The sequence below is a fragment of the Streptomyces sp. NPDC054841 genome (assembly GCF_053611045.1).
The window spans coordinates 18458-38137 of the sequence record NZ_JBSGZO010000035.1 but is presented as its reverse complement, the minus strand read 5'-3'; the positions used below and the strand labels follow the sequence as shown (position 1 = coordinate 38137).

18 protein-coding genes are annotated in these 19680 nt (G+C 71.8%); 3 read left to right on the top strand and 15 right to left on the bottom strand.

The window, feature by feature from the left end; translation table 11 throughout:
* The 3 genes from ybeY to ACWGI8_RS08025 all read right to left on the bottom strand — a co-directional run.
* Nucleotides 1-249, bottom strand: a 249-nt coding sequence (ybeY, locus tag ACWGI8_RS08035) for an rRNA maturation RNase YbeY (RefSeq protein WP_453659272.1), incomplete at its 3' end; no start/stop codon positions are given.
* A 13-nt stretch (nucleotides 250-262) separates the two neighbouring features.
* A complete protein-coding gene (locus tag ACWGI8_RS08030) occupies nucleotides 263-1288 on the bottom strand; it encodes a PhoH family protein (RefSeq protein ID WP_453659271.1) in 1026 nt (341 codons plus the stop codon).
* Nucleotides 1289-1429: 141 nt separating this feature from the next.
* Nucleotides 1430-2551 (bottom strand): carbohydrate kinase family protein, encoded by a 1122-nt coding sequence (locus ACWGI8_RS08025; RefSeq protein WP_453659270.1) that lies wholly within the window; start codon nucleotides 2549-2551, stop codon nucleotides 1430-1432.
* 266 nt (nucleotides 2552-2817) lie between these two features.
* Here ACWGI8_RS08025 and ACWGI8_RS08020 point away from each other — a divergent pair, with 266 nt between their 5' ends.
* Nucleotides 2818-4158: an MFS transporter gene (locus ACWGI8_RS08020; RefSeq protein ID WP_453659269.1), complete on the top strand. Its 1341-nt coding sequence runs from the start codon at nucleotides 2818-2820 to the stop codon at nucleotides 4156-4158.
* A 29-nt stretch (nucleotides 4159-4187) separates the two neighbouring features.
* On the opposite strand, the gene ACWGI8_RS08015 is transcribed toward ACWGI8_RS08020, so the two are convergent.
* The 9 genes from ACWGI8_RS08015 to hrcA all read right to left on the bottom strand — a co-directional run bounded on the left by ACWGI8_RS08015 (nucleotide 4188) and on the right by hrcA (nucleotide 11936).
* A complete protein-coding gene (locus ACWGI8_RS08015; protein WP_453659268.1) occupies nucleotides 4188-5186 on the bottom strand; it encodes an adenosine deaminase in 999 nt (332 codons plus the stop codon).
* 10 nt (nucleotides 5187-5196) lie between these two features.
* The gene (locus ACWGI8_RS08010) at nucleotides 5197-6105 is read right to left on the bottom strand and encodes a ribonuclease Z (protein ID WP_453659267.1); all 909 of its coding nucleotides are present in this window, start codon (nucleotides 6103-6105) and stop codon (nucleotides 5197-5199) included.
* A gap of 7 nt (nucleotides 6106-6112) precedes the next feature.
* The gene (locus ACWGI8_RS08005; RefSeq protein WP_453659266.1) at nucleotides 6113-6472 is read right to left on the bottom strand and encodes a histidine triad nucleotide-binding protein; all 360 of its coding nucleotides are present in this window, start codon (nucleotides 6470-6472) and stop codon (nucleotides 6113-6115) included.
* A gap of 66 nt (nucleotides 6473-6538) precedes the next feature.
* The gene (locus tag ACWGI8_RS08000; protein ID WP_453659265.1) at nucleotides 6539-7069 is read right to left on the bottom strand and encodes a hypothetical protein; all 531 of its coding nucleotides are present in this window, start codon (nucleotides 7067-7069) and stop codon (nucleotides 6539-6541) included.
* 48 nt (nucleotides 7070-7117) lie between these two features.
* On the bottom strand, nucleotides 7118-7444 hold the full coding sequence (locus tag ACWGI8_RS07995) for a hypothetical protein (protein WP_453659264.1): 327 nt from the start codon (nucleotides 7442-7444) through the stop codon (nucleotides 7118-7120).
* Between the two features lie 59 nt (nucleotides 7445-7503).
* Nucleotides 7504-8235 (bottom strand): 16S rRNA (uracil(1498)-N(3))-methyltransferase, encoded by a 732-nt coding sequence (locus ACWGI8_RS07990; protein WP_453659263.1) that lies wholly within the window; start codon nucleotides 8233-8235, stop codon nucleotides 7504-7506.
* On the bottom strand, nucleotides 8232-9305 hold the full coding sequence (locus ACWGI8_RS07985; RefSeq protein ID WP_453659262.1) for a nitronate monooxygenase: 1074 nt from the start codon (nucleotides 9303-9305) through the stop codon (nucleotides 8232-8234). Before ACWGI8_RS07985 ends, ACWGI8_RS07990 begins: the two co-directional genes overlap by 4 nt.
* Nucleotides 9306-9779: 474 nt before the next feature.
* Nucleotides 9780-10919, bottom strand: coding sequence for a molecular chaperone DnaJ (gene dnaJ, locus ACWGI8_RS07980; RefSeq protein ID WP_453659261.1), 1140 nt, complete (start codon nucleotides 10917-10919; stop codon nucleotides 9780-9782).
* On the bottom strand, nucleotides 10920-11936 hold the full coding sequence (gene hrcA, locus ACWGI8_RS07975; RefSeq protein WP_453659260.1) for a heat-inducible transcriptional repressor HrcA: 1017 nt from the start codon (nucleotides 11934-11936) through the stop codon (nucleotides 10920-10922). It lies immediately after the preceding gene.
* A 188-nt stretch (nucleotides 11937-12124) separates the two neighbouring features.
* Between hrcA and ACWGI8_RS07970 the strand changes: the two genes are divergently transcribed.
* Together ACWGI8_RS07970 and ACWGI8_RS07965 are read left to right on the top strand one after the other, a co-directional pair.
* Nucleotides 12125-12856 carry an MBL fold metallo-hydrolase gene (locus ACWGI8_RS07970; protein WP_453659259.1) on the top strand — a complete coding sequence of 244 codons (732 nt, stop codon included), beginning with the start codon at nucleotides 12125-12127 and terminating at the stop codon, nucleotides 12854-12856.
* 10 nt (nucleotides 12857-12866) lie between these two features.
* Nucleotides 12867-13676: a DUF3097 domain-containing protein gene (locus ACWGI8_RS07965; RefSeq protein WP_453659258.1), complete on the top strand. Its 810-nt coding sequence runs from the start codon at nucleotides 12867-12869 to the stop codon at nucleotides 13674-13676.
* Between the two features lie 183 nt (nucleotides 13677-13859).
* On the opposite strand, the gene hemW is transcribed toward ACWGI8_RS07965, so the two are convergent.
* The 3 genes from hemW to ACWGI8_RS07950 form a co-directional block, all read right to left on the bottom strand.
* Nucleotides 13860-15092 (bottom strand): radical SAM family heme chaperone HemW, encoded by a 1233-nt coding sequence (gene hemW, locus ACWGI8_RS07960; protein ID WP_453659257.1) that lies wholly within the window; start codon nucleotides 15090-15092, stop codon nucleotides 13860-13862.
* A gap of 86 nt (nucleotides 15093-15178) precedes the next feature.
* A complete protein-coding gene (locus tag ACWGI8_RS07955) occupies nucleotides 15179-17161 on the bottom strand; it encodes a SpoIIE family protein phosphatase (RefSeq protein ID WP_453659273.1) in 1983 nt (660 codons plus the stop codon).
* Between the two features lie 552 nt (nucleotides 17162-17713).
* On the bottom strand, nucleotides 17714-19603 hold the full coding sequence (locus ACWGI8_RS07950) for an AMP-dependent synthetase/ligase (RefSeq protein WP_453659256.1): 1890 nt from the start codon (nucleotides 19601-19603) through the stop codon (nucleotides 17714-17716).
* Nucleotides 19604-19680: the final 77 nt, after the last annotated feature.

The following is a 19680-nucleotide window of genomic DNA, read 5'->3' as shown; positions in this document are numbered from 1 at the left end:
CTGCGGGGGCTCCTCGTCGTCCTTGACCGGCGGGCGCAGCTCGTCCATCGGGAAGGACATGACGTCGGTGGGGCCCGGCAGGTCCATCCACTGGATGTGGAGCTGCTCCATGGCGTCGGCGTCCACAACGATCACCGAGAGCTCGGACAGCGGGTGGATACGCATCCGCGCGAGCGCGTAGCGGGCGATGTCGAGGATCGCCTGCTCGTCGACCTCGGTGCCGGACTCGTTGTTGACGTCGATCGACATGGTGTTCTTCGGTCTACTTCCCGTTGGTGCCGTTTCGGCTGTCGTACTGCTCGTACGCGTCGACGATACGGCCGACGAGCTTGTGCCGGACGACATCCTGCGACGTCAGCATGGAGAAGTGCACATCCGGGACGCCGTCCAGGATCTCCCGGACCTGGCGCAGGCCGCTCTTGGTGCTGCCCGGCAGATCGACCTGAGTGATGTCACCGGTGACGACGATCTTCGAATCGAAGCCGAGACGTGTCAGGAACATCTTCATCTGTTCCGGATTCGTGTTCTGCGCCTCGTCGAGGATGATGAACGCGTCGTTGAGCGTACGGCCTCGCATGTACGCCAGCGGCGCGACCTCGATCGTGCCCGCGGCCATGAGGCGCGGGATCGAGTCCGGGTCGATCATGTCGTGCAGCGCGTCGTAGAGCGGACGCAGATACGGGTCGATCTTCTCGTACAGCGTGCCGGGCAGGAAGCCGAGGCGCTCGCCCGCCTCGACGGCGGGCCGGGTCAGGATGATGCGGTTGACCTGCTTGGACTGGAGCGCCTGGACCGCCTTGGCCATCGCCAGATAGGTCTTGCCCGTACCGGCGGGGCCGATGCCGAAGACGACCGTGTGCTTGTCGATCGCGTCGACGTAGCGCTTCTGGTTGAGGGTCTTGGGGCGGATGGTGCGGCCGCGGCTGGAAAGGATGTTCTGCGTGAGCACTTCGGCCGGGGTCTCGTCGGGCCCCGTCCCGTTCTCGCTCGCCCTGAGCATGGCGATCGAGCGTTCCACCGCGTCCTCCGTCATGGGCTGTCCGGTGCGGAGCACCAGCATCATCTCGTCGAAGAGGCGCTGGATCAGAGCGACTTCGCGCGCGTCGCCGATCGCACTGACCTCGTTGCCCCGGACATGGATGTCGGCCGCCGGGAAGGCCTTCTCGATCACGCGCAGCAGGGCGTCACCCGAACCGAGAACGGTCACCATCGGATGCTTGGCCGGGACGGTGAACTGGGCTCGCGCCTGTCCCGGCGCTGGGGTCTGGGCTGTGGGTGTCTGAGTCATGGGCCGGCTCTGTGGCCTGCACATACCTCCCGTTGCAGGGTTCTCGCTGCTCGACAACCTCTGGAGTACCAGCGTACGACCCCGCACCGACAGTCCCGAAGCCCTTTTCCCGGGGTGGGGGAGTTCCCCGGGCCCCCTTGCTCAGGCCGAGCGGCGGAAGCCGATCGTCGGCACCGCGCGGCGCAGCGGCCACGGCCGGGCCGTCGCGGGCAGCAACCGGGCGAGGAAGGCGTACCTGGCCAGCGCCTCCGGGTCCTGGTCGGAGCAGCCCCGCACGTACTGCCACCAGGCCGCCACCTCCGACCAGCCGGGCGCGGACAGCGAGCCACCGAACTCCTGCACGGACAGCGCGGCGATCAGCCCGGCGAAGGCGAGCCGGTCCGCGAGCGGCCAGCCCGCGAGCGTGCCCGTGACGAAACCGGCCATGAAGACATCGCCCGCTCCCGTCGGATCCAGCGCCTCCACCGCGATCGCCGGGACCTCCGCGGTCTCCCCCGTCGCGCCGTCCACGGCGTACGCGCCCTCCGGCCCGAGTGTGACGACGGCGACCGGCACCTTGTCGGCCAGCGCTCTGGCCGCGGCCCGGGGGCAGTCGGTGCGGGTGTAGCGCATCGCCTCCTGCGCGTTGGGCAGGAACGCCTCGCACAACTCCAGATCGAGCAGTGACGCAAGATCCCAGCGGCCGGAGTCGTCCCAGCCGATATCGGCGAAGATCCGGGCGCCCCGGCCGGCCGCTTCGGCGATCCAGCCCTCGCGCCGGTCGGGTGCGAGGGAGGCGACGGCGGCCCGCGCGCGCGGCGGCACCGGGTGGAACGGGGCGCCGTTGTCCTCCGGCGGCGGGGCCTCGTGACCGTGCGAGATCATCGTCCGCTCGCCCTCGTACGCCATGGAGACGGTCACCGGGGAGTGCCAGCCGGGCACGGTCCGCGACCGGGACAGGTCGATGCCCTCGCCCTGCTCCAGGGCGTCCCAGCAGTAGTCGCCGTAGAAGTCGTCGCCGAAGGCCGCGGCGAGCGAGGTGCGCAGACCGAGGCGGGCGAGCGCGGTGGCCATGTTGGCGACCCCGCCCGGGCTCTGCCCCATGCCCCGCGCCCAGGACTCGGTGCCCCGCACCGGGGCGCTGTCCAGACCGGTGAAGATGATGTCGAGGAAGACCGTGCCGGTGAGGAACACATCGCAATCCGGGTCCCTGCCGGTGCGCAGCGCGCCCAACGGGTCGACGTCTGTGGTGCGTTGCTGCTGCTCTCCGTCGGTCGTGATCACGGTGGCTCCCGAATCGCGGTGCGAGGTGCGCTGCAAGAGCGGTGCGAATCAGGCCAGTGTGCCCGATCCTCGCCCTACCACAGGGGTGGCGGCCCACAGAAAGTGCACACTGTTACCCCTGCCAATCCAGCACAAACCAAATGTGTCCCGCATCACACCATCCCATCTTCTCCGGCCCCGGACACGCTTGATACAAATTGGCCCGCGTTCCCGTGCAACACCGGGCGCTCCACCCCACCTTCGCCCCCTTGTTCCCGGGAACGCCCATGCCCTCGCGCCCGCGCGCCGCGTGGCCCTTGGTCGCCGTCTTCGCCGCCGGCTACCTCGCCGCGTATCTCCTGCCGACCGTCGTCGGCCGGCTCTCCGCCGGACTCGGACTCTCCCCCGCCCAGGCCGGGCTCGTCGGCTCGACGCTGCTGCTGCACTCGGCTCTTGCGGGCTTCGTGCTGGCCTCGCAGGTCGAGCGGCACGGGCCGCGGCGGCTCTCCCGGCTGGGCCTGCTGCTCGCCCTGAGCGGGTACGGGACCGCCGCGCTGACCTCGTCCGTACCGCTGGTGGTCGCGGGGACCGCGGTGGGCGGCCTCGGCTCGGGTACGGCGACGGCGGTCGCCGCGGCCGGAATCGCCACGCAGCGCGACCCGCACCGCGCCTCGGCGCTCGGGCTGCTCGCGGTGTCGGCGTCCGCGGGGGCCCTGTATCTCACGCTCCCGCGGCTCGGCGGCGGACACGCACTGCCGTTCGCGGCGCTCGCGCTCGCCGCGGTGCTGGTGTGGCCCGCGACGGGACGGCTCGACGCGGCCGGCGCACGGGTGAGTGTCCAGGGCCCACAGAACCGGCTGCACCGGCTGCCCCGGCTGCGCTCAGGGGCGGTTCTCGCGGGCGCGATGCTCTGCTGGTCGATGGCGCAGAACGCCCTGTGGGGCGTGAGCGGGCGGATCGGGGTCACCCAGGCCGGGCTGAGCGAGGTCACGGTCGGCGCGGTCTTCGCGGTCGCGCTGGGCGCGGGGCTCGCGGGCGTCCTCGGCGCGGGCGCGCTGGGGCCACGGCTCGGCCGGGCGATCCCGATCGGCGCGGGGACGGCCGTCATCGCCTGCTGCATCGTGGTCAGTTCGTCGGCGCGGGGTCTGATGACCTTCGCCACGGGCGAGATCCTGTGGAACGTCTTCTACCCCGTGGTCCTGTCGTATCTGATCGGACTCGCCGCGTCGCTCGACCCGCGCGGCCGGTGGGCGGTGCTCGTGGGCTCCGCGTCGTCGCTGGGCGTCGCGTGCGGACCGCTCACCGGCAGCCTGCTCTCCGCGCACGCGGGATACCCGGGGATGGGGCTGGTGCTGTGCGCCCTGCTGCTCCTGGTGGCGGTGCCGATGACCGCGGTGGCCCTCCACACCTCGGGCCGCCCGCTGGTCCCCGGCGCCATCCGCCGCCGCGGCGGTGCCCCGGCCGCGGTGGTCGCCCTCACGACGGGCGCCCCGTCGGGGGCCCGGGTCCCCCAGATCGGCGCCCCGGAACAGCCGGTCGCGGAGATCCCGGTGCCGGTGACGACACGGGTGCGGGCCCGTCGGCTCCGGCTCCTGCGGGACCGGTCCTCGAAGGTTCTGGTGTCCTGACCGGCCCGCGTCAGTCGGTGTGGCCCGCGTCAGCCGTTGTCGAAGTCGTACGACTCGACGTCCGCCAGGTACCGCTCCCGGCGGGCCTCGTCATGGTCGAGGAACGCGGCCCGGAATGAGTTGCGGGCCAGCTCGCGCAGCTGGTCCTGGCTGAGGCCCAGCGCCTCCCGTACCGCGTGGAACGTGTCGCCGACATAGCCGCCGAAGTACGCGGGGTCGTCGGAGTTGACGGTCACCAGCAGCCCGGCGTCCATCATCGAGCGCAGCGGATGGTCCTCCAGGGTGTCGACGGCGCGCAGGCGGACGTTCGACAGCGGGCACACGGTGAGGGGGACCCGGTCACGGACGAGGCGTTCGACCAGTTCCGGATCCTCCATCGCACGCAGGCCGTGGTCGATGCGTTCGACACCGAGAACGTCCAGGGCCTCCCGGATGTACGCGGGCGGGCCCTCCTCGCCGGCGTGGGCGACCTTGCGCAGTCCGAGGGACTCGGCGGCCGCGTACACCTCGCGGAACTTGGCGGGCGGATGCCCGACCTCGGCCGAGTCCAGGCCGACCGCGCTGATGTGGTGGAGGTACGGCTTCGCCGCGTCGAGCGTCTCCATGGCCGACTCGGCGGACTGGTCGCGCAGGAAGCACATGATCAGCTGCGTGGAGACGCCGTGCCGCTCCTCGCCCCGGTCCAGCGCGTGCGCGAGCCCTTCGATCACCGTGCCGATCGGGATGCCGCGGCCGGTGTGCGCCTGTGGGTCGAAGAAGATCTCGGCGTGCCGTACGCCCTGGGCCGCCGCGCGCGCGAGGTACGCGTCGGCGAGGTCGGTGAAGTCGTTCGCGGTGTGCAGGACCGCCATCAGCCCGTAGTACAGGTCGAGGAAGGACTGCAGATCGCTGAAGAGGTACGCCTTGCGGAGGTCTTCGGTGCCGGCGTACGGCAGCCGGACGCCGTTGCGTTCGGCCAGTTCGAAGGCGAGTTCGGGTTCGAGGGTGCCCTCGATGTGCAGGTGCAGTTCGGCCTTGGGGAGTGACATCGGTGCTCGCTCAGAGTTCGCGTTTGGGTACGGGGACCCGGACGAGGTCCTGGGCCACGGAGAGTTCGCCGTCGAAGCCGGCTGCCCGGGCCTGCCGCTCGAACTCCTCGGGCTCGCTGTAGCGCTGTGAGAAGTGTGTCAGGACGAGGTGCCGTACGCCCGCATCGCGCGCCACGCGAGCCGCCTGACCGGCGGTGAGGTGGCCGTGGTCGGTGGCCAGCAGATGGTCCTCGTCGAGGAACGTCGACTCGATGACGAGCATGTCGCAGCCCTCGGCCAGCTCGTACGCGCCCTCGCACAGCCTGGTGTCCATGACGAACGCGAAACGCTGGCCGCGCCGCACCTCGCTCACCTCCTCCAGGGTGACGCCGCCGAGTGCGCCCTCGCGCTGGATGCGGCCCACGTCGGGGCCCTTGATGCCGTGTGCGGCGAGCCGCTCGGGCAGCATGCGGCGGCCGTCGGGTTCGGTCAGCCGGTAGCCGAACGACTCGACGGGATGCGAGAGCCGGCGCGCCTCCAGGGTGTACGAGGAGGTGTCGGCGAGCACGCCGCCGGTGGCGACGGGCGCCTCGGTGAGCTGTACGCATTCCCGGTAGGCGGTCGCGTAGCGGAGCCGGTCGAAGAAGCGCTGCCCGCTCGCCGGGTAGTGCGCGGTCACCGGGTGCGGCACCTGGTCGAGGTTGATGCGCTGGATCACCCCGGCGAGACCGAGGGAGTGGTCGCCGTGGAAGTGCGTGACACAGATGCGGTTGATGTCGTGCGCGGCGACTCCGGCCCGCAGCATCTGCCGCTGGGTGCCCTCGCCCGGGTCGAAGAGGATGCCTTCGCCGTCCCAGCGCAGCAGATAGCCGTTGTGGTTGCGGTGCCGGGTCGGGACCTGGCTGGCGGTGCCGAGCACGACCAGTTCTCGTACGGACATGCGGTGACTATCCGGGCGGCCAGTTGAAGCCGCGTCCGCCGAGGACATGGAGGTGCGCGTGGAAGACGGTCTGTCCCGCGCCGCTGCCGGTGTTGAAGACGACACGGAAGCCGGTGGCGTCCACCTTGTCCTCGGCCGCGACCTCGGCCGCCTCGCGCAGTATGTCGGCGACGACGGTGGGCTCGGCCGCGGCAAGCGTGGCGGCGTCCGGGTAGTGCGACTTGGGGATGACAAGCACATGCGTCGGTGCCTGCGGATTGATGTCGCGGAAGGCGACGGTCGTCTCGGTCTCGCGTACGACGGTGGCCGGGACCTCCCCCGCGACGATCTTGCAGAACAGGCAGTCGGCTTGCGGTTCTCCCGCCATGGTCCGGGCCCCTTCATGACTCCGACGATCAATGGATCTGCATGCTATCGGTGCCGGGGCGCCGGGCTACTTGCCCGGGGTACGGGTTTCGGTGACGGTCACCGTCACGGTGACCGTGGGGCGGGGCGGGCCGTCGCCGCCCGGAACCCGCGTGGGTGCGCCTGGGACCCGCGTGGGTGTCGGGGCGCTGCAGTCACCGAGGACACCGACGTGGAAGACCGTACGGCCGCCGGCCTCGGCCTTCAGGTCGCCGCGTACACAGCGCCCGTCGATCTCCTGGGTGACCTTGCCGTTGATCGTGATCTTCCGGCCGGTCCCTGCCGCCCCTGCTTCATCGGTCTCGCCCTCGCACGCGACGGTGGCGACGCCCGGTGCCGGAGGGGAGGCCGTACGACCGGTGCTGAGCGTGGTCGTACAGCTGAGCCAGCGCACCTGGACCCCGGCGCGCTCCAGCGCGCGTGTGCCTGCGGCGTCCGTCGTGAAGGACACCGCCATCGCGCTGAGCCCGCCGCCCGTGCCGGGTTCGCACGCCACGGCGCCGAGGGCCGCCGCGCCGGCCAGACCGATCGCTGCCAGTACACGTGTGTACGCGCCCATGCCCAGCAGCGTCCCACCGGCGCCGCGGTCGCGGTAGACCCGTTGCGGTCACAACGCGCCGCGTACGGTGGGGGGATGAGACGCGACCGCACACCCCGACGGCTGACGGTTGGCCCGGAGGTCTGGCTGTGGTCGGTCGGGCATCTGCACCCGGACTGCCGCGAGATCCTGACCGTGCGCCGTGCCGAAGCCCCGCTTGCCCAGCTGCGGTTCGTGTTCCGTGACGGCCAGGGACGCATCGTGGCCGGCGCGTACTGGTCGTCCGGCCTGCTCGGCACCACCGGCCACGACACCTGCCTGAACCTTCACGAGCCCGGTGTCGTACGCCGGTTCCTCGACGAGGCCGGAGCGCGCGGACTGCTGCCGGTCGCGCACGGCATCGCGGAGATCGACGCTGGCCGCTGTTCGACGCGCTGGTGGGACGTACGGCCGGGTCAGGACCAGCGGCCGGTACGGCCCAGTAGCAGCGCCGCGGCCGCCGTCCCGGCCGTGGAGGTGCGCAGAACACTCCGCCCGAGCCGGTACGGCTTCGCGCCCGCCTCCGCGAACGCGGCCAACTCCTCGGGGGAGACGCCCCCTTCGGGACCGACGACCAGCACGATCTCCCCGGACGACGGCAGCTGTGCGGTGGCGAGCGGCTCGGCGCCCTCCTCGTGCAGGACGGCGGCGAAGTCCGCTTCGGCGAGAAGTCGCACAACCTGCTTGGTCGTCGCGGCGTCCGCGACCTCCGGGAAGCGCAGCCGGCGCGACTGCTTGCCCGCCTCGCGCGCCGTGGCACGCCACTTGGCGAGGGACTTGGCGCCGCGGTCGCCCTTCCACTGCGTGATGCAGCGGGCGGCGGCCCACGGCACGATCGCGTCGACCCCGGTCTCCGTCATGGTCTCGACGGCGAGTTCGCCGCGGTCGCCCTTGGGAAGCGCCTGGACGACGGTGATCCGGGGCGAGGGCTCGCTCTCCGTGCGTACCTCGGTGACGGTGACGTCGAGACGGTCCTTGCCCTCGACGGCGGCGACGGTGCCGTAGGCGCCGTTGCCCGCGCCGTCCGTCAGCACGATCTCCTCGCCGACGCGGAGCCTGCGTACGGAGACGGCGTGCCGTCCCTCGGGGCCGTCCAGGGTGACGGTGCCGGGGGTGACGCGGTCGACGACGAACACCGGGGCGGTCATGAGGCACTCCGCAGGGCGAGAGCGGCGCTCGCAGCGCCCAGTTCGGCGGCGAGCACCTCGACGAGCCGCCCGGCGGGCAGGTCGCGGGCCATCCGGTGGCCCTGACCGGCCCAGAGGGCCATGCCCTGTGGGTCGCCCGCCTTGGCCGCGGCCTTGCGCAGACCGGTGGTGAGGTGGTGCACCTCGGGGTACGCGGCGGGCGCGTACCGTCCGTGCTCACTCATGAACCGGTTGACCAGGCCGCGGGCCGGGCGTCCGGAGAAGGCGCGGGTGAGTTCGGTGCGGGTGAACAGCGGATTGGTCATGGCCTGCTTGTGCAGCGCGTTCGCCCCGGACTCGGGGCAGACGAGAAACGCGGTGCCGAGCTGGGCCGCGTCGGCGCCCGCGGCCAGCGCGGCGGCGATCTGGCTGCCGCGCATCAGTCCGCCGGCCGCGACGATCGGGAGCGGTACGGTCTCCCTGATCAGCGCGATCAGTGCCAGCAGCCCGATCCCGCCGCCATCGGTGGCAGGGTCGTCGCGGTGCGTGCCCTGGTGGCCGCCCGCCTCGATGCCCTGGACACAGATGGCGTCGGCGCCCACGCTCTGTGCGGCCTGTGCCTCCTCGGGCGTGGTGACGGTCACGACGGTGAGCGTCCCGGCGCGCTTGAGGGCGTCCAGGGCCTGCCGGGTGGGGCAGCCGAAGGTGAAGGACACGAGGGGTACGGGGTCGTCGCGCAGGATCGCCAGCTTGGCCTCGTACCCGTCGTCCCGTCCGGCCTCGGGGTCGCCGAGCGGCGTCTCGTACCAGCTCACCTCCCCGGCGAGCTGGTGCCGGTACACCTCGACGGCGGCCGGGTCGGCGTAGGGCGGCTGGGGCATGAAGAGATTGACGCCGAAGGGGCGGCCGGTGAGCCCGCGCACCTGTTTGATCTCCTGGTACATGCCGTCCGCGGTCTTGTACCCGGCGGCCAGGAACCCGAACCCGCCGGCCTCGGACACGGCAGCGACGAGCTCGGGACAGGAAGCGCCACCCGCCATGGGGGCCTGCACGATCGGGTAGCGGCAGAGATCGGTCAGCGCGGAGGACATGCCCGCATGGTGCCACGTCCCGACGGCGCGACCGAATCCGGCGCGGGACGGCCCGCGTCCGCCCCCGGCGGGACGGGGGTGCGGCGTGAAGCGGCCTCGCCTGCCCCGGGAGACGGGGACGGCGTGAAGCAGCCTCGCCTGCCCCGGGAGACGGGGACGGCGTGAAGCAGCCTCGCCCGGGCGGCGAGGGGTTACGGTGCGAAGCGCCTGCGCCTGCGCCTGCGCCTGCGCCTGCCAAGGGGAACGGGGCCGTAAGCCATAGCTCCCGCCCCGGAAATGGACGAGAGGCCGTGACGCGAAGCGCCCGCACCGGCCCGGCCGGAACGAGCGGCGTGGCGCGAAGCTGCCCGCGCCTACCCGAGCGGAACGAGGACTCGCGCGGTGCGAAGCGCCCGTGCCTCCCCAGGGGGAACGGGGGCCGTCAGGCCCCCGTAACTCCCGCCCCGGGGGGAGCCAGGTGAGTGGGGTTCCCCCTCACCTACCGTTGAACGCGTCCTTGAGGCGGGAGAACAGTCCCTGCTGCCCCGGCTGGAACTGCCCCATCGGCCGCTCCTCGCCCCGCAGCTTCGCCAGCTCCCGCAGCAGCCGCTCCTGCTCCGGATCCATCTTCGTCGGCGTCATCACCTCGACGTGGACGATGAGGTCACCACGCCCGCCGCCCCGCAGATGCGTCACACCGCGCCCGTGCAGCGGGATCGACTGCCCCGACTGCGTGCCCGGACGGATGTCGACCTCCTCCATGCCGTCGAGCGTCTCCAGCGGCACCTTCGTGCCGAGCGCGCCCGCCGTCATCGGGATCGTCACCGTGCAGTGCAGATCGTCGCCGCGCCGCTGGAAGACGGGATGCGGCAGCTCGTGGATCTCGACGTACAGGTCGCCTGCCGGGCCGCCGCCGGGGCCGACCTCGCCCTCGCCCGCCAGCTGGATCCGGGTGCCGTTGTCGACACCGGCCGGGATCTTGACCGTGAGAGTGCGACGCGACCGCACCCGGCCGTCGCCCGCGCACTCGGGGCACGGAGTGGGGACCACGGTCCCGAAGCCCTGACACTGCGGGCAGGGGCGGGAGGTCATGACCTGCCCGAGGAAGGACCGGGTGACCTGGGAGACCTCACCGCGGCCGCGGCACATGTCACAGGTCTGGGCGGAGGTACCGGGAGCCGCTCCCTCGCCCGAGCAGGTCGTACACACGACGGCCGTGTCGACCTGGATGTCCTTCGTCGTCCCGAAGGCCGCCTCGCTGAGCTCGACCTCCAGCCGGATCATCGCGTCCTGACCGCGCCGCGTCCGCGACCTCGGCCCGCGCTGGGACGCCGTTCCGAAGAAGGCGTCCATGATGTCCGAGAAGTTGCCGAAGCCGCCCGCGCCGAAGCCACCGGCCCCGCCCCCGCCGCCCGCGGCGGAGAGCGGGTCGCCACCGAGGTCGTAGACCTGCTTCTTCTGCGGGTCCGAGAGCACCTCGTACGCGGCGTTGATCTCCTTGAAGCGCTCTTGCGTCTTCGGGTCCGGATTCACGTCCGGGTGGAGCTCACGCGCCAGCCGCCGGAAGGCCTTCTTGATCTCGTCCTGCGAAGCGTCGCGGCGTACGCCCAGCACGGCGTAGTAGTCGGTGGCCACTTACGACTCCGCCAGGATCTGTCCGACGTAACGTGCCACTGCGCGTACCGCTCCCATCGTTCCGGGGTAGTCCATGCGGGTCGGTCCGACCACGCCGAGTTTGGCGACTGCCTCGTCGCCCGAACCGTAGCCGACCGCGACCACGGACGTGGAGTTGAGGCCCTCATGGGCGTTCTCGTGCCCGATCCGTACGGTCATGCCCGAGTCCTTGGCCTCGCCAAGCAGCTTCAGCAGGACGACCTGCTCCTCCAGCGCCTCCAGGACGGGCCGGATGGTCAGCGGGAAGTCATGGCCGAAGCGCGTCAGATTGGCGGTGCCGCCGATCATCAGCCGCTCCTCGGTCTCCTCCACGAGCGTTTCGAGGAGGGTCGAGAGCACCGTCGAGACCGTGCCCCGGTCGTCCAGCTCGAACGACTCGGGAAGATCCTGCACCAGCTGCGGCACGTCGGTGAAGCGACGGCCCACCACCCGGCTATTCAGCCGGGCCCGCAGATCCGCCAGCGAGGTCTCACCGAACGGCGCCGGGCAGTCCACGTGCCGCTGCTCGACCCGTCCGGTGTCGGTGATCAGCACCAGCATCAGCCGCGCCGGAGCCAGCGCCAGAAGCTCCACATGCCGCACGGTCGAGCGGGTGAGGGACGGGTACTGGACGACCGCGACCTGCCGGGTCAGCTGCGCGAGCAGCCGTACCGTGCGCGCCACGACGTCGTCGAGGTCGACGGCCCCGTCCAGGAAGTTCTGGATCGCGCGCCGCTCGGGGGAAGACAGCGGCTTGACGCCCGCCAGCTTGTCCACGAACAGGCGGTAGCCCTTGTCCGTCGGAATCCGTCCGGCGCTGGTGTGGGGCTGGGCGATGAACCCTTCCTCCTCCAGCACCGCCATGTCGTTGCGCACGGTGGCCGGCGAGACACCCAGCCGGTGCCGCTCGGTGAGGGCCTTGGAACCGACGGGTTCCTCCGTCCCGACATAGTCCTGGACGATGGCGCGCAGCACTTCGAGTCTGCGTTCACTGAGCATCGCGCACACCTCCAGCTGTGATTCCTCGGCGGTCCGTCGGTCCTGCCTGGCACTCACTGCGGCTGAGTGCCAGTCTTCCCCCGGGCCAGTGTACGGCGGGGAGGTACGCCCCTAGCAAGGGCGATCGGACACGCTACCGCCCCGCGGACCGGCAAGACGTCGCTGGTCGCCCGGGATAGCGTCGCCGTATGGACGTCAGTTGGGAAGACTTCGGATGGGAACGTCTCGGCCACGGAGTGGGCCGGCGCCGCATGCCTGTCTGGGACGCCACCATCGGTCTTGTCGTCGGAGAGACCGCGGCCCTGCTGTACGACACGGGCTCCACGCTCCGTGAGGGCGCCGAGCTGCGCACCCAGGCCGAGGCCCTTCTCGGCGGCCGCCGTGTGACGCATATCGCGCTCAGCCACCCCCATTTCGACCATGTCTTCGGCACGGCGGCGTTCTCGGCGGTCCAGGTGTACGGCGCGGTCGGCATCGACGAGCTGCTCGTCCGCCAGCGGGACGTGCTGCGCGACGACGCGATCCGCCACGGTGTGACGCCTGCCGACTCGGCGCAGGCCACGGACGTGCTGGTGCGGCCGCAGCACACCGTCTCCGACCGGTGGACCCTGGACCTCGGTGGCCGCCAGGTCCTGCTGGTGAACGCCGGACCGGGCCACTCCGGCCACGACCTCGCCGTACTGGTGCCCGGCACGGCTGCTGACCCGGAGATTGTCTTCTGCGGCGACCTGGTCGAGGAGTCGGGCGACCCCCAGGCGGGCCCGGACGCGGCCCCCTCCCGCTGGCCGGCGGCCCTGGACCGGCTGCTCGCGCTGGGCGGAGAGGACGCGGTGTACGTACCGGGGCACGGGGCGGCGGTGGACGCCGCCTTCGTACGCGCTCAACGGGATGAGCTGGCCCGGCGGTTCGGGGTGTCGTAGCGTCTGCGGAATGCGCAGTTACAGCCCCGACCTGACCCCACCGTGGAAGCGGTCCGCCCCCGTGCCGGAGGTCCCGGCCGAGCCCGATCTCGTCGTCGAGGAGGTCACGACGGGCTTCTGCGGCGCGGTGATCCGCTGCGAGGCGGGGACGGTGACGCTGGAGGACCGCTTCGGCAAGCACCGGGTCTTCCCGCTGGAGCCGCGCGGATTCCTGCTGGAGGGGAAGGTCGTCACGCTGGTCCGGCCGTCCTCCGGTGCTCCGGTACGGCCCACCCGTACGGCCTCCGGTTCGGTCGCCGTCCCCGGCGCACGGGCCCGGGTCGCCCGCGCGGGCCGCATCTACGTGGAGGGCCGCCACGACGCCGAGCTGGTCGAGAAGGTGTGGGGCGACGACCTGCGCATCGAGGGCGTGGTCGTCGAGTACCTGGAGGGCGTCGACGACCTCCCGTCCATCGTCGCGGACTTCTCCCCGACGGCGGACGCCCGTCTGGGCGTCCTCGTCGACCATCTGGTCCCTGGCTCCAAGGAGTCCCGCATCGCGGCATCCGTCACGGACCCGCATGTGCTCGTGGTGGGCCATCCGTACATCGATGTGTGGGAAGCCGTGAAGCCCTCGTCGGTGGGGATCGCGGGCTGGCCCTCCGTACCGCGCGGCGAGGACTGGAAGACGGGCGTCTGCCGCGCCCTGGGCTGGCCGCCGAACACGGGCGCGGCGTGGCAGCACATCCTGTCGCGGGTGACGAGCTACAGGGATCTCGAGCCGGCGCTGCTGGGAAGGGTGGAAGAGCTGATCGACTTCGTGACGGCCCCGCCGGAGTAGCCCCGGGGCCCCACCCGAAGTCCAGCCGGGGGCGGAAGCCCGAGAACCCAGCCCCGTCGGCGCTTGAGACGCAGGGTCCGGGGCAACGCCCCGAAAACCCAAACCCAGCCCCGTCGGCGCTTGAGACGCAGGGTCTGGGCAGCGCCCCAGTTCGGGAAGGGGCGGGGTGGGGTGGGGGACGTCTCAGTCCACCAGGTCCCGGACCACCGCGTCGGCCAGCAGCCGGCCCCGCAGGGTCAACGCCGCCCGCCCGGCCTCGTACGCCCCCGCGTCCAGCAGCCCGTCCGCCAAGGCGCGGCGCGACGCGGCGAGCCCCTCCGGCTTCAGGAGGGACAGTGGGCAGCCCTCGACGAGCCGCAGCTCCAGCAGCACCCGCTCGACCCGACGGTCCTCGTCCGGCAGAACCTCCCGCCCCGCACCGGGCGACCGCCCCTCCGCGAGCGCCGCCGCATACGCGCCGGGATGCTTCACGTTCCACCACCGCACACCCCCCACGTGGCTGTGCGCCCCCGGCCCCGCCCCCCACCAGTCCGCGCCGCGCCAGTACAGCTCGTTGTGCAGGCAGCGCCCCGCTTCGGACATGGCCCAGTTCGACACCTCGTACCAGTCGAACCCCGCCCCCGACAGCACTTCCTCCGCGATCAGATACCGGTCGGCGTGCACATCGTCGTCGGTCATCGGCACCTCACCGCGCCGGATCCGCCGGGCCAGCTGCGTGCCCTCCTCGACGATCAGCGCGTACGCGCTGACGTGGTCCGGCCCGGCCCCGATCGCCGCTTCGAGCGACGCCCGCCAGTCGTCGTCGCTCTCCCCCGGCGTGCCGTAGATCAGATCCAGGTTCACATGCTCGAAGCCCGCCGCCCGCGCCTCGGCGACACACGCCTCGGGCCGCCCCGGAGTGTGCGTACGGTCCAGCACCTTCAGCACGTGCTGCCGCGCGCTCTGCATCCCGAACGACAACCGGTTGAAGCCGCCCTCCCGCAGCTCCGCCAGATACGCGGGGTCAACGGATTCCGGATTCGCCTCGGTCGTGATCTCCGCATCGTCCGCGAGACCGAACTCCTCCCGAACCGCCCCCAGCATCCGTACGAGATCGCCGGCGGCCAGCAGCGTCGGCGTACCGCCGCCCACGAACACCGTCCTGACCTGCCGCGAATCGTCGCCGAGGACCTTCCGGGCGAGCCGGATCTCCTCGATCACCGTGTCCGCGTAGTTGTCGCGGGAGGCCAGCACGCCTCCGCTGCCGCGCAGCTCGGTCGCCGTGTACGTGTTGAAGTCGCAGTAGCCGCAGCGCGTGGCGCAGTACGGAACGTGCAGATAGAACCCGAGGGGCCGGTCGCCCGCGCCGGTGAGGGCGTGCGGGGGCAGCGCCCCGTCCAGGGGCATGGGCTCACCATCAGGCAGTACGGAAGGCATACGCCCCATTGTCCGCTACGGGCGCGGATCCCCCGTCCGCCATGTGCGCGGATCCCCGGACAGCCGGCCACGGTTCCCGGGGCTGCTCAGCGTGCCTGGAGCACCAGCAGCGCCAGGTCGTCGTCCGGCGGGGCCTCCGCGAACGTGTGCACCGCCTGCCGTATGCGATTGGCGACACCCTGCGCGGTCAAGCCCGTGCAGTCGGCGAGCGCCCGCGCCAGCCCGTCGGCGTCGTCGAACATCCGCGGCCCGGAGCGCCGCTCCGTGACCCCGTCGGTGACACAGAGCAGCGTGTCGCCCGGCTTCAGCTCGAAGGTCTGGCTCTCGTAGGCGACGTCCTCGACGACTCCGAGGAGCAGCTGAGAGGCGGCGGCCGGGCGTACGGTGCCGTCGGGGCGCAGCAGCAGGGGCAGCGGGTGGCCGGCACAGGCCACGGTGCAGCGGACTCCGCCACCGCCGGGGAGCGGTGTCAGCTCCCCGTACAGCAGCGACAGAAACCGCGACTGGGGTCCGTCGTGGTGACCGGTCCCGTGACCGGCGCCGGGGCCGGACCCGGGGCCGGTGGTCTGGTGGCCGAGGCCGGAGCCGAGGCCGGAGCCGAGGCCGGAGCCGGTGGTCTGGTTTCCGGGACCCGTGCCGGAGCCCGCTCCCGCCACCATGAGCGCCGCAGCCTCCGCCGCCTCCATCGCGTCGTCGAGGAGCAGTACGTTGAGCCGGTCGAGGACCTCGCCGACCTGGTACCCCTCGCGGGCGAGCAGCCGCAGCCAGGGCCGGGCGAGGCCGGTGACGACGGCGGCCTCGGGCCCGCTGCCCTGGACGTCGCCGAGCATGAAGCACCAGCGGCCGCCGCTGCCGGCCGGGAAGATGTCGTAGAAGTCGCCGCCCGCCAGGCCCTCGTCGCTCGGCTCGTACACGAGTGAGCTGTCGACGCCCGGGATCTGGGCGACCTGGGCGGGCAGCAGCCCGCGCTGGAGCACCCGGCTGATGGTGGCCTGCCGGGTGTACTGGCGGGCGGCCCCGATCGCGAGGCCCACGCGCCGCGCGAAGTCCTCCAGTAGGGCGGTCACTCCGTCGGGGACGCCCGTCAGCCCCTCGCGGCCGAGGAGCAGCGTGCCGAGCGGCCGTGCGCCGGTGGTCAGCCGGAACGCCACCGCGCTTCCGTCCGCGCCTTCCGGCCACGCGACGGGGACGGTCACGGCCCCGCCGCGTGCCTCGTCCGGTAACCGCGGCGGTTCTTCCTTGACCAGAACGGCTCGCAGGCCCTCGATGGCCGACTCGTCGGCATGCCACACCCGGGCCAGCCGGGGCGCGGGCCCCGCCTCGCCGTCCAGCCAGACCGCACACCAGTCGGCGAGCCGTGGCACCAGCAGCTGGCCCGCGAGCGCCGCGACCATGTCCTCGTCGAGCTGTCCGGCAAGCAGGTCGGACGCTTCGGCGAGGAAGGAGAGGGATCCGCGGCTGATCCACTCCCGGTCGTCGCGTACGGCCCGGCGCGGCGTGGGAGCGAGGATCTCGGCCGCCCGCAGTCCGCGCTGCAACGCGGCCTCGCCTCCGGGCAGCGCCCCCACGGTCTGGCACCCGTCGAGGGAGAGGCGGGCCCAGACCGTCTTGAGACCCGGCCGGTAGGTGATCCCCCAGACGGCGGCGAGCGTGGCGACGAGGTGCAGTCCGCGCCCGTACTCCGGCTCGCCGGGGAGCGCCGCCGACTCGGAGCCGTCGCTGCGTACCGCCCGGGTCGGGTGGTGGTCGGACACTTCGATGACCAGGGCCGCCGGGTCGTCGTCGGTGGCCGGGTCCAGCCGCGTGAGCAGCTCGACATTGGTGCCCGCGTGCACGACGGCGTTGGTGACGAGTTCACTGACGACGAGCACGGCGTCGTCGGCGAGCCGGTCCGTACCGCGCGTGGCGACCGTCCCGAGCCGGGTCCAGTCGGCGAGCGCAGCCCGTACGAACCGGCGCGCGGCGGACGCGGCCAGCGGATTCCCGGGCAGGCTGGTGCGGGCGACGGAGCGTGCGTCACCACGCTGTGAGAGCAGGTGCACCGAGCGGTGCGTGGTCTCCTGCTGCATCGGAACGGACCCCACGCTGCGGCTCCTGTCCGGTCTGTCTTGCCCTCCGACAACACCGACAGAGTGACAGACCGAGCGCGCTCATAAGCGTGGAGTCATCGAAGTGGGCAGATATGAACCAGTCCGGATGACTGAGTACGCGGGTGCCGGCGCAGGCCGGATGCGCGCCGGACATGCGTCGGACGTGCGCGAATGACAACTTCGCCGGTCTCTGACGCGTACGGACAGCACATCGAACGGCACATCGAACGGGACCTCGAAAAGCACCTGTCGAACAGCGCCGTGCGAACAGCCCCGAGCGAACAGTGCCCAGCGAACACCGCCACGCGAACACCGCCGAGCGCGGGCGACACCGCGAACGCCACCGTGGGCGCGGACGAGGAGTCGAGGAGTCCTCGTCCGCGCCCACGGTTCGCGTCGCCGTCCACACGTCCCCGGCGGCCCGGTAGCCCGACCGCCCGGCGATCCGGCCGCCCGGCAACCGACCGGCCCGGCAACCGACCGGCCCGGCAACCCGACTTGCCGGGCGACCCGACTTGCCCGGCGGCTTGATCAGGCTTCGCGCGACCCCGCGTACATGTCGTCGATGAGCTCCTTGTACTCGCGCTCGACGACAGGCCGCTTCAGCTTCAGACTCGGCGTCAGCTCGCCGTGCTCGACATCGAGGTCGCGCGGCAGCAGACGGAACTTCTTGATGGTCTGCCACCGCTGCAGCGTCTCGTTGAGGCGCTTCACGTAGCCCTCGACGAGCTGCTCCGTCTGCGGGGCGGCGACGACCTCGGCGTAGGACTTGCCGTCCAGGCCGTTCTCCTTGGCCCAGCCGAGGATGGCAGCCTCGTCGAGCGCGATCAGCGCGGTGCAGAAGTTACGGTCCGCACCGTGCACCAGGATGTTGGAGACGAACGGGCACACCGCCTTGAACTGGCCCTCGACCTCGGCCGGCGCGATGTACTTTCCGCCAGAGGTCTTGATCAGGTCCTTCTTGCGGTCGGTGATCTTCAGATAGCCGTCGGCTGACAGTTCGCCGATGTCGCCCGTGTGGAACCAGCCGTCGGCCTCAAGGACTTCGGCGGTCTTCTCCGGGAGCCCGTGGTAACCCTGCATGATGCCGGGGCCGCGCAGCAGGATCTCGCCGTCGTCCGCGATGCGCACCTCGGTGCCGGGGAGCGGCTTGCCGACGGTGCCGGTGCGGTACGCCTCGCCCGGGTTGACGAAGGAGGCGGCGCTGGACTCGGTGAGGCCGTAGCCCTCCAGGATGTGGATGCCGGCGCCGGAGAAGAAGAAGCCGATGTCCGGGGCGAGCGCGGCGGAGCCGGAGACGGCGGCGCGCAGCCGGCCGCCGAAGGCCTCGCGGAGCTTGGAGTAGACGAGCACGTCGGCGACCTTGTGCTTGGCCGTGAGGCCGAAGGAGGCCGAGGCGGTGCCCGTGCGGCGGAAGCTGTCCTGCGACTCCTTGGCGTACTCGCGCGCCACACCGGCGGCCCACTGGAAGATCTTGTACTTGGCGGCGCCGCCCGCCCGCGCCTTGGCGGCCACGCCGTTGTAGACCTTCTCGAAGATGCGGGGCACGGCCGCCATGTACGTCGGCTGGACCACCGGCAGATTCTCGATGATCTTGTCAACGCGTCCGTCGACCGCGGTGACGTGCCCGACCTCGATCTGGCCGGAGGTCAGCACCTTGCCGAAGACGTGCGCGAGCGGCAGCCACAGGTACTGGACGTCCTCCGCGGTGACCAGGCCGGTCGAGGCGATGGCCCTCGCCATGTACGACCAGTTGTCGTGCGGCAGCCGGACACCCTTGGGGCGGCCGGTGGTGCCCGAGGTGTAGATGAGGGTGGCGAGCTGCTCGGAGGTGATCGCCCCGATCCGCTCGGTGACGCCCTCCGGCTGCTTGGCGAGGTACTTGGCGCCGCGCGCCTCGAGGTCGGCGAGGGAGAGCACCCAGCCGTCGGGGTCGCCCTCGGCCGGCTCGGCGCCGGCGGGGTCGATCACCACGACATGCTTGAGGTTCGGCAGCTCGTCGCGCTTCTCGCGCGCCTTGGCCAGCTGGGCGGCGTCCTCGGCGACAAGCACGCGGCTTTCGGAGTCGGCGAGGATGTACGCGGACTCCTCGGCGTTGGTCTGCGGGTACACGGTCGTCGTGGCCGCGCCCGCGCAGAGGATGCCGAGGTCGGCGAGAATCCACTCCACCCGGGTGGCGGAGGCGAGCGCGACCCGCTCCTCGGGCTGCACACCCAGATCGATCAGCCCGGCGGCGATGGAGTAGACCCGCTCGGCGGCCTGGCCCCAGCTCAGCGACTTCCAGTCGTCGGGCCCATGTCCGGCGGCGGAAGGAACCGGGTAGCGGTACGCCTCCGCATCGGGAGTCGCCGCCACACGCTGGACGAAGAGGTTCGCCACGGAGGGCGGTCGGTTCTCGATCTGGCTCTGTGTGTCGCTCACGACATCCTCCGGGCCTGCTGCTGCAGCGTTGCTGCATGACTGGCTGATTTGCACGAGTGGTCACATTTGTTTAACTC

Coding starts and splice junctions, on each gene's coding strand:
- ACWGI8_RS08030 (WP_453659271.1), bottom strand. CDS start 1,288: ATGACTCAGACACCCACAGCCCAGACCCCAGCGCCGGGACAGGCGCGA.
- ACWGI8_RS08020 (WP_453659269.1), top strand. CDS start 2,818: ATGCCCTCGCGCCCGCGCGCCGCGTGGCCCTTGGTCGCCGTCTTCGCC.
- ACWGI8_RS08015 (WP_453659268.1), bottom strand. CDS start 5,186: ATGTCACTCCCCAAGGCCGAACTGCACCTGCACATCGAGGGCACCCTC.
- ACWGI8_RS08010 (WP_453659267.1), bottom strand. CDS start 6,105: ATGTCCGTACGAGAACTGGTCGTGCTCGGCACCGCCAGCCAGGTCCCG.
- ACWGI8_RS08005 (WP_453659266.1), bottom strand. CDS start 6,472: ATGGCGGGAGAACCGCAAGCCGACTGCCTGTTCTGCAAGATCGTCGCG.
- ACWGI8_RS08000 (WP_453659265.1), bottom strand. CDS start 7,069: ATGGGCGCGTACACACGTGTACTGGCAGCGATCGGTCTGGCCGGCGCG.
- ACWGI8_RS07990 (WP_453659263.1), bottom strand. CDS start 8,235: ATGACCGCCCCGGTGTTCGTCGTCGACCGCGTCACCCCCGGCACCGTC.
- ACWGI8_RS07985 (WP_453659262.1), bottom strand. CDS start 9,305: ATGTCCTCCGCGCTGACCGATCTCTGCCGCTACCCGATCGTGCAGGCC.
- hrcA (WP_453659260.1), bottom strand. CDS start 11,936: ATGCTCAGTGAACGCAGACTCGAAGTGCTGCGCGCCATCGTCCAGGAC.
- ACWGI8_RS07970 (WP_453659259.1), top strand. CDS start 12,125: ATGGACGTCAGTTGGGAAGACTTCGGATGGGAACGTCTCGGCCACGGA.
- ACWGI8_RS07965 (WP_453659258.1), top strand. CDS start 12,867: ATGCGCAGTTACAGCCCCGACCTGACCCCACCGTGGAAGCGGTCCGCC.
- hemW (WP_453659257.1), bottom strand. CDS start 15,092: ATGCCTTCCGTACTGCCTGATGGTGAGCCCATGCCCCTGGACGGGGCG.
- ACWGI8_RS07955 (WP_453659273.1), bottom strand. CDS start 17,161: ATGCAGCAGGAGACCACGCACCGCTCGGTGCACCTGCTCTCACAGCGT.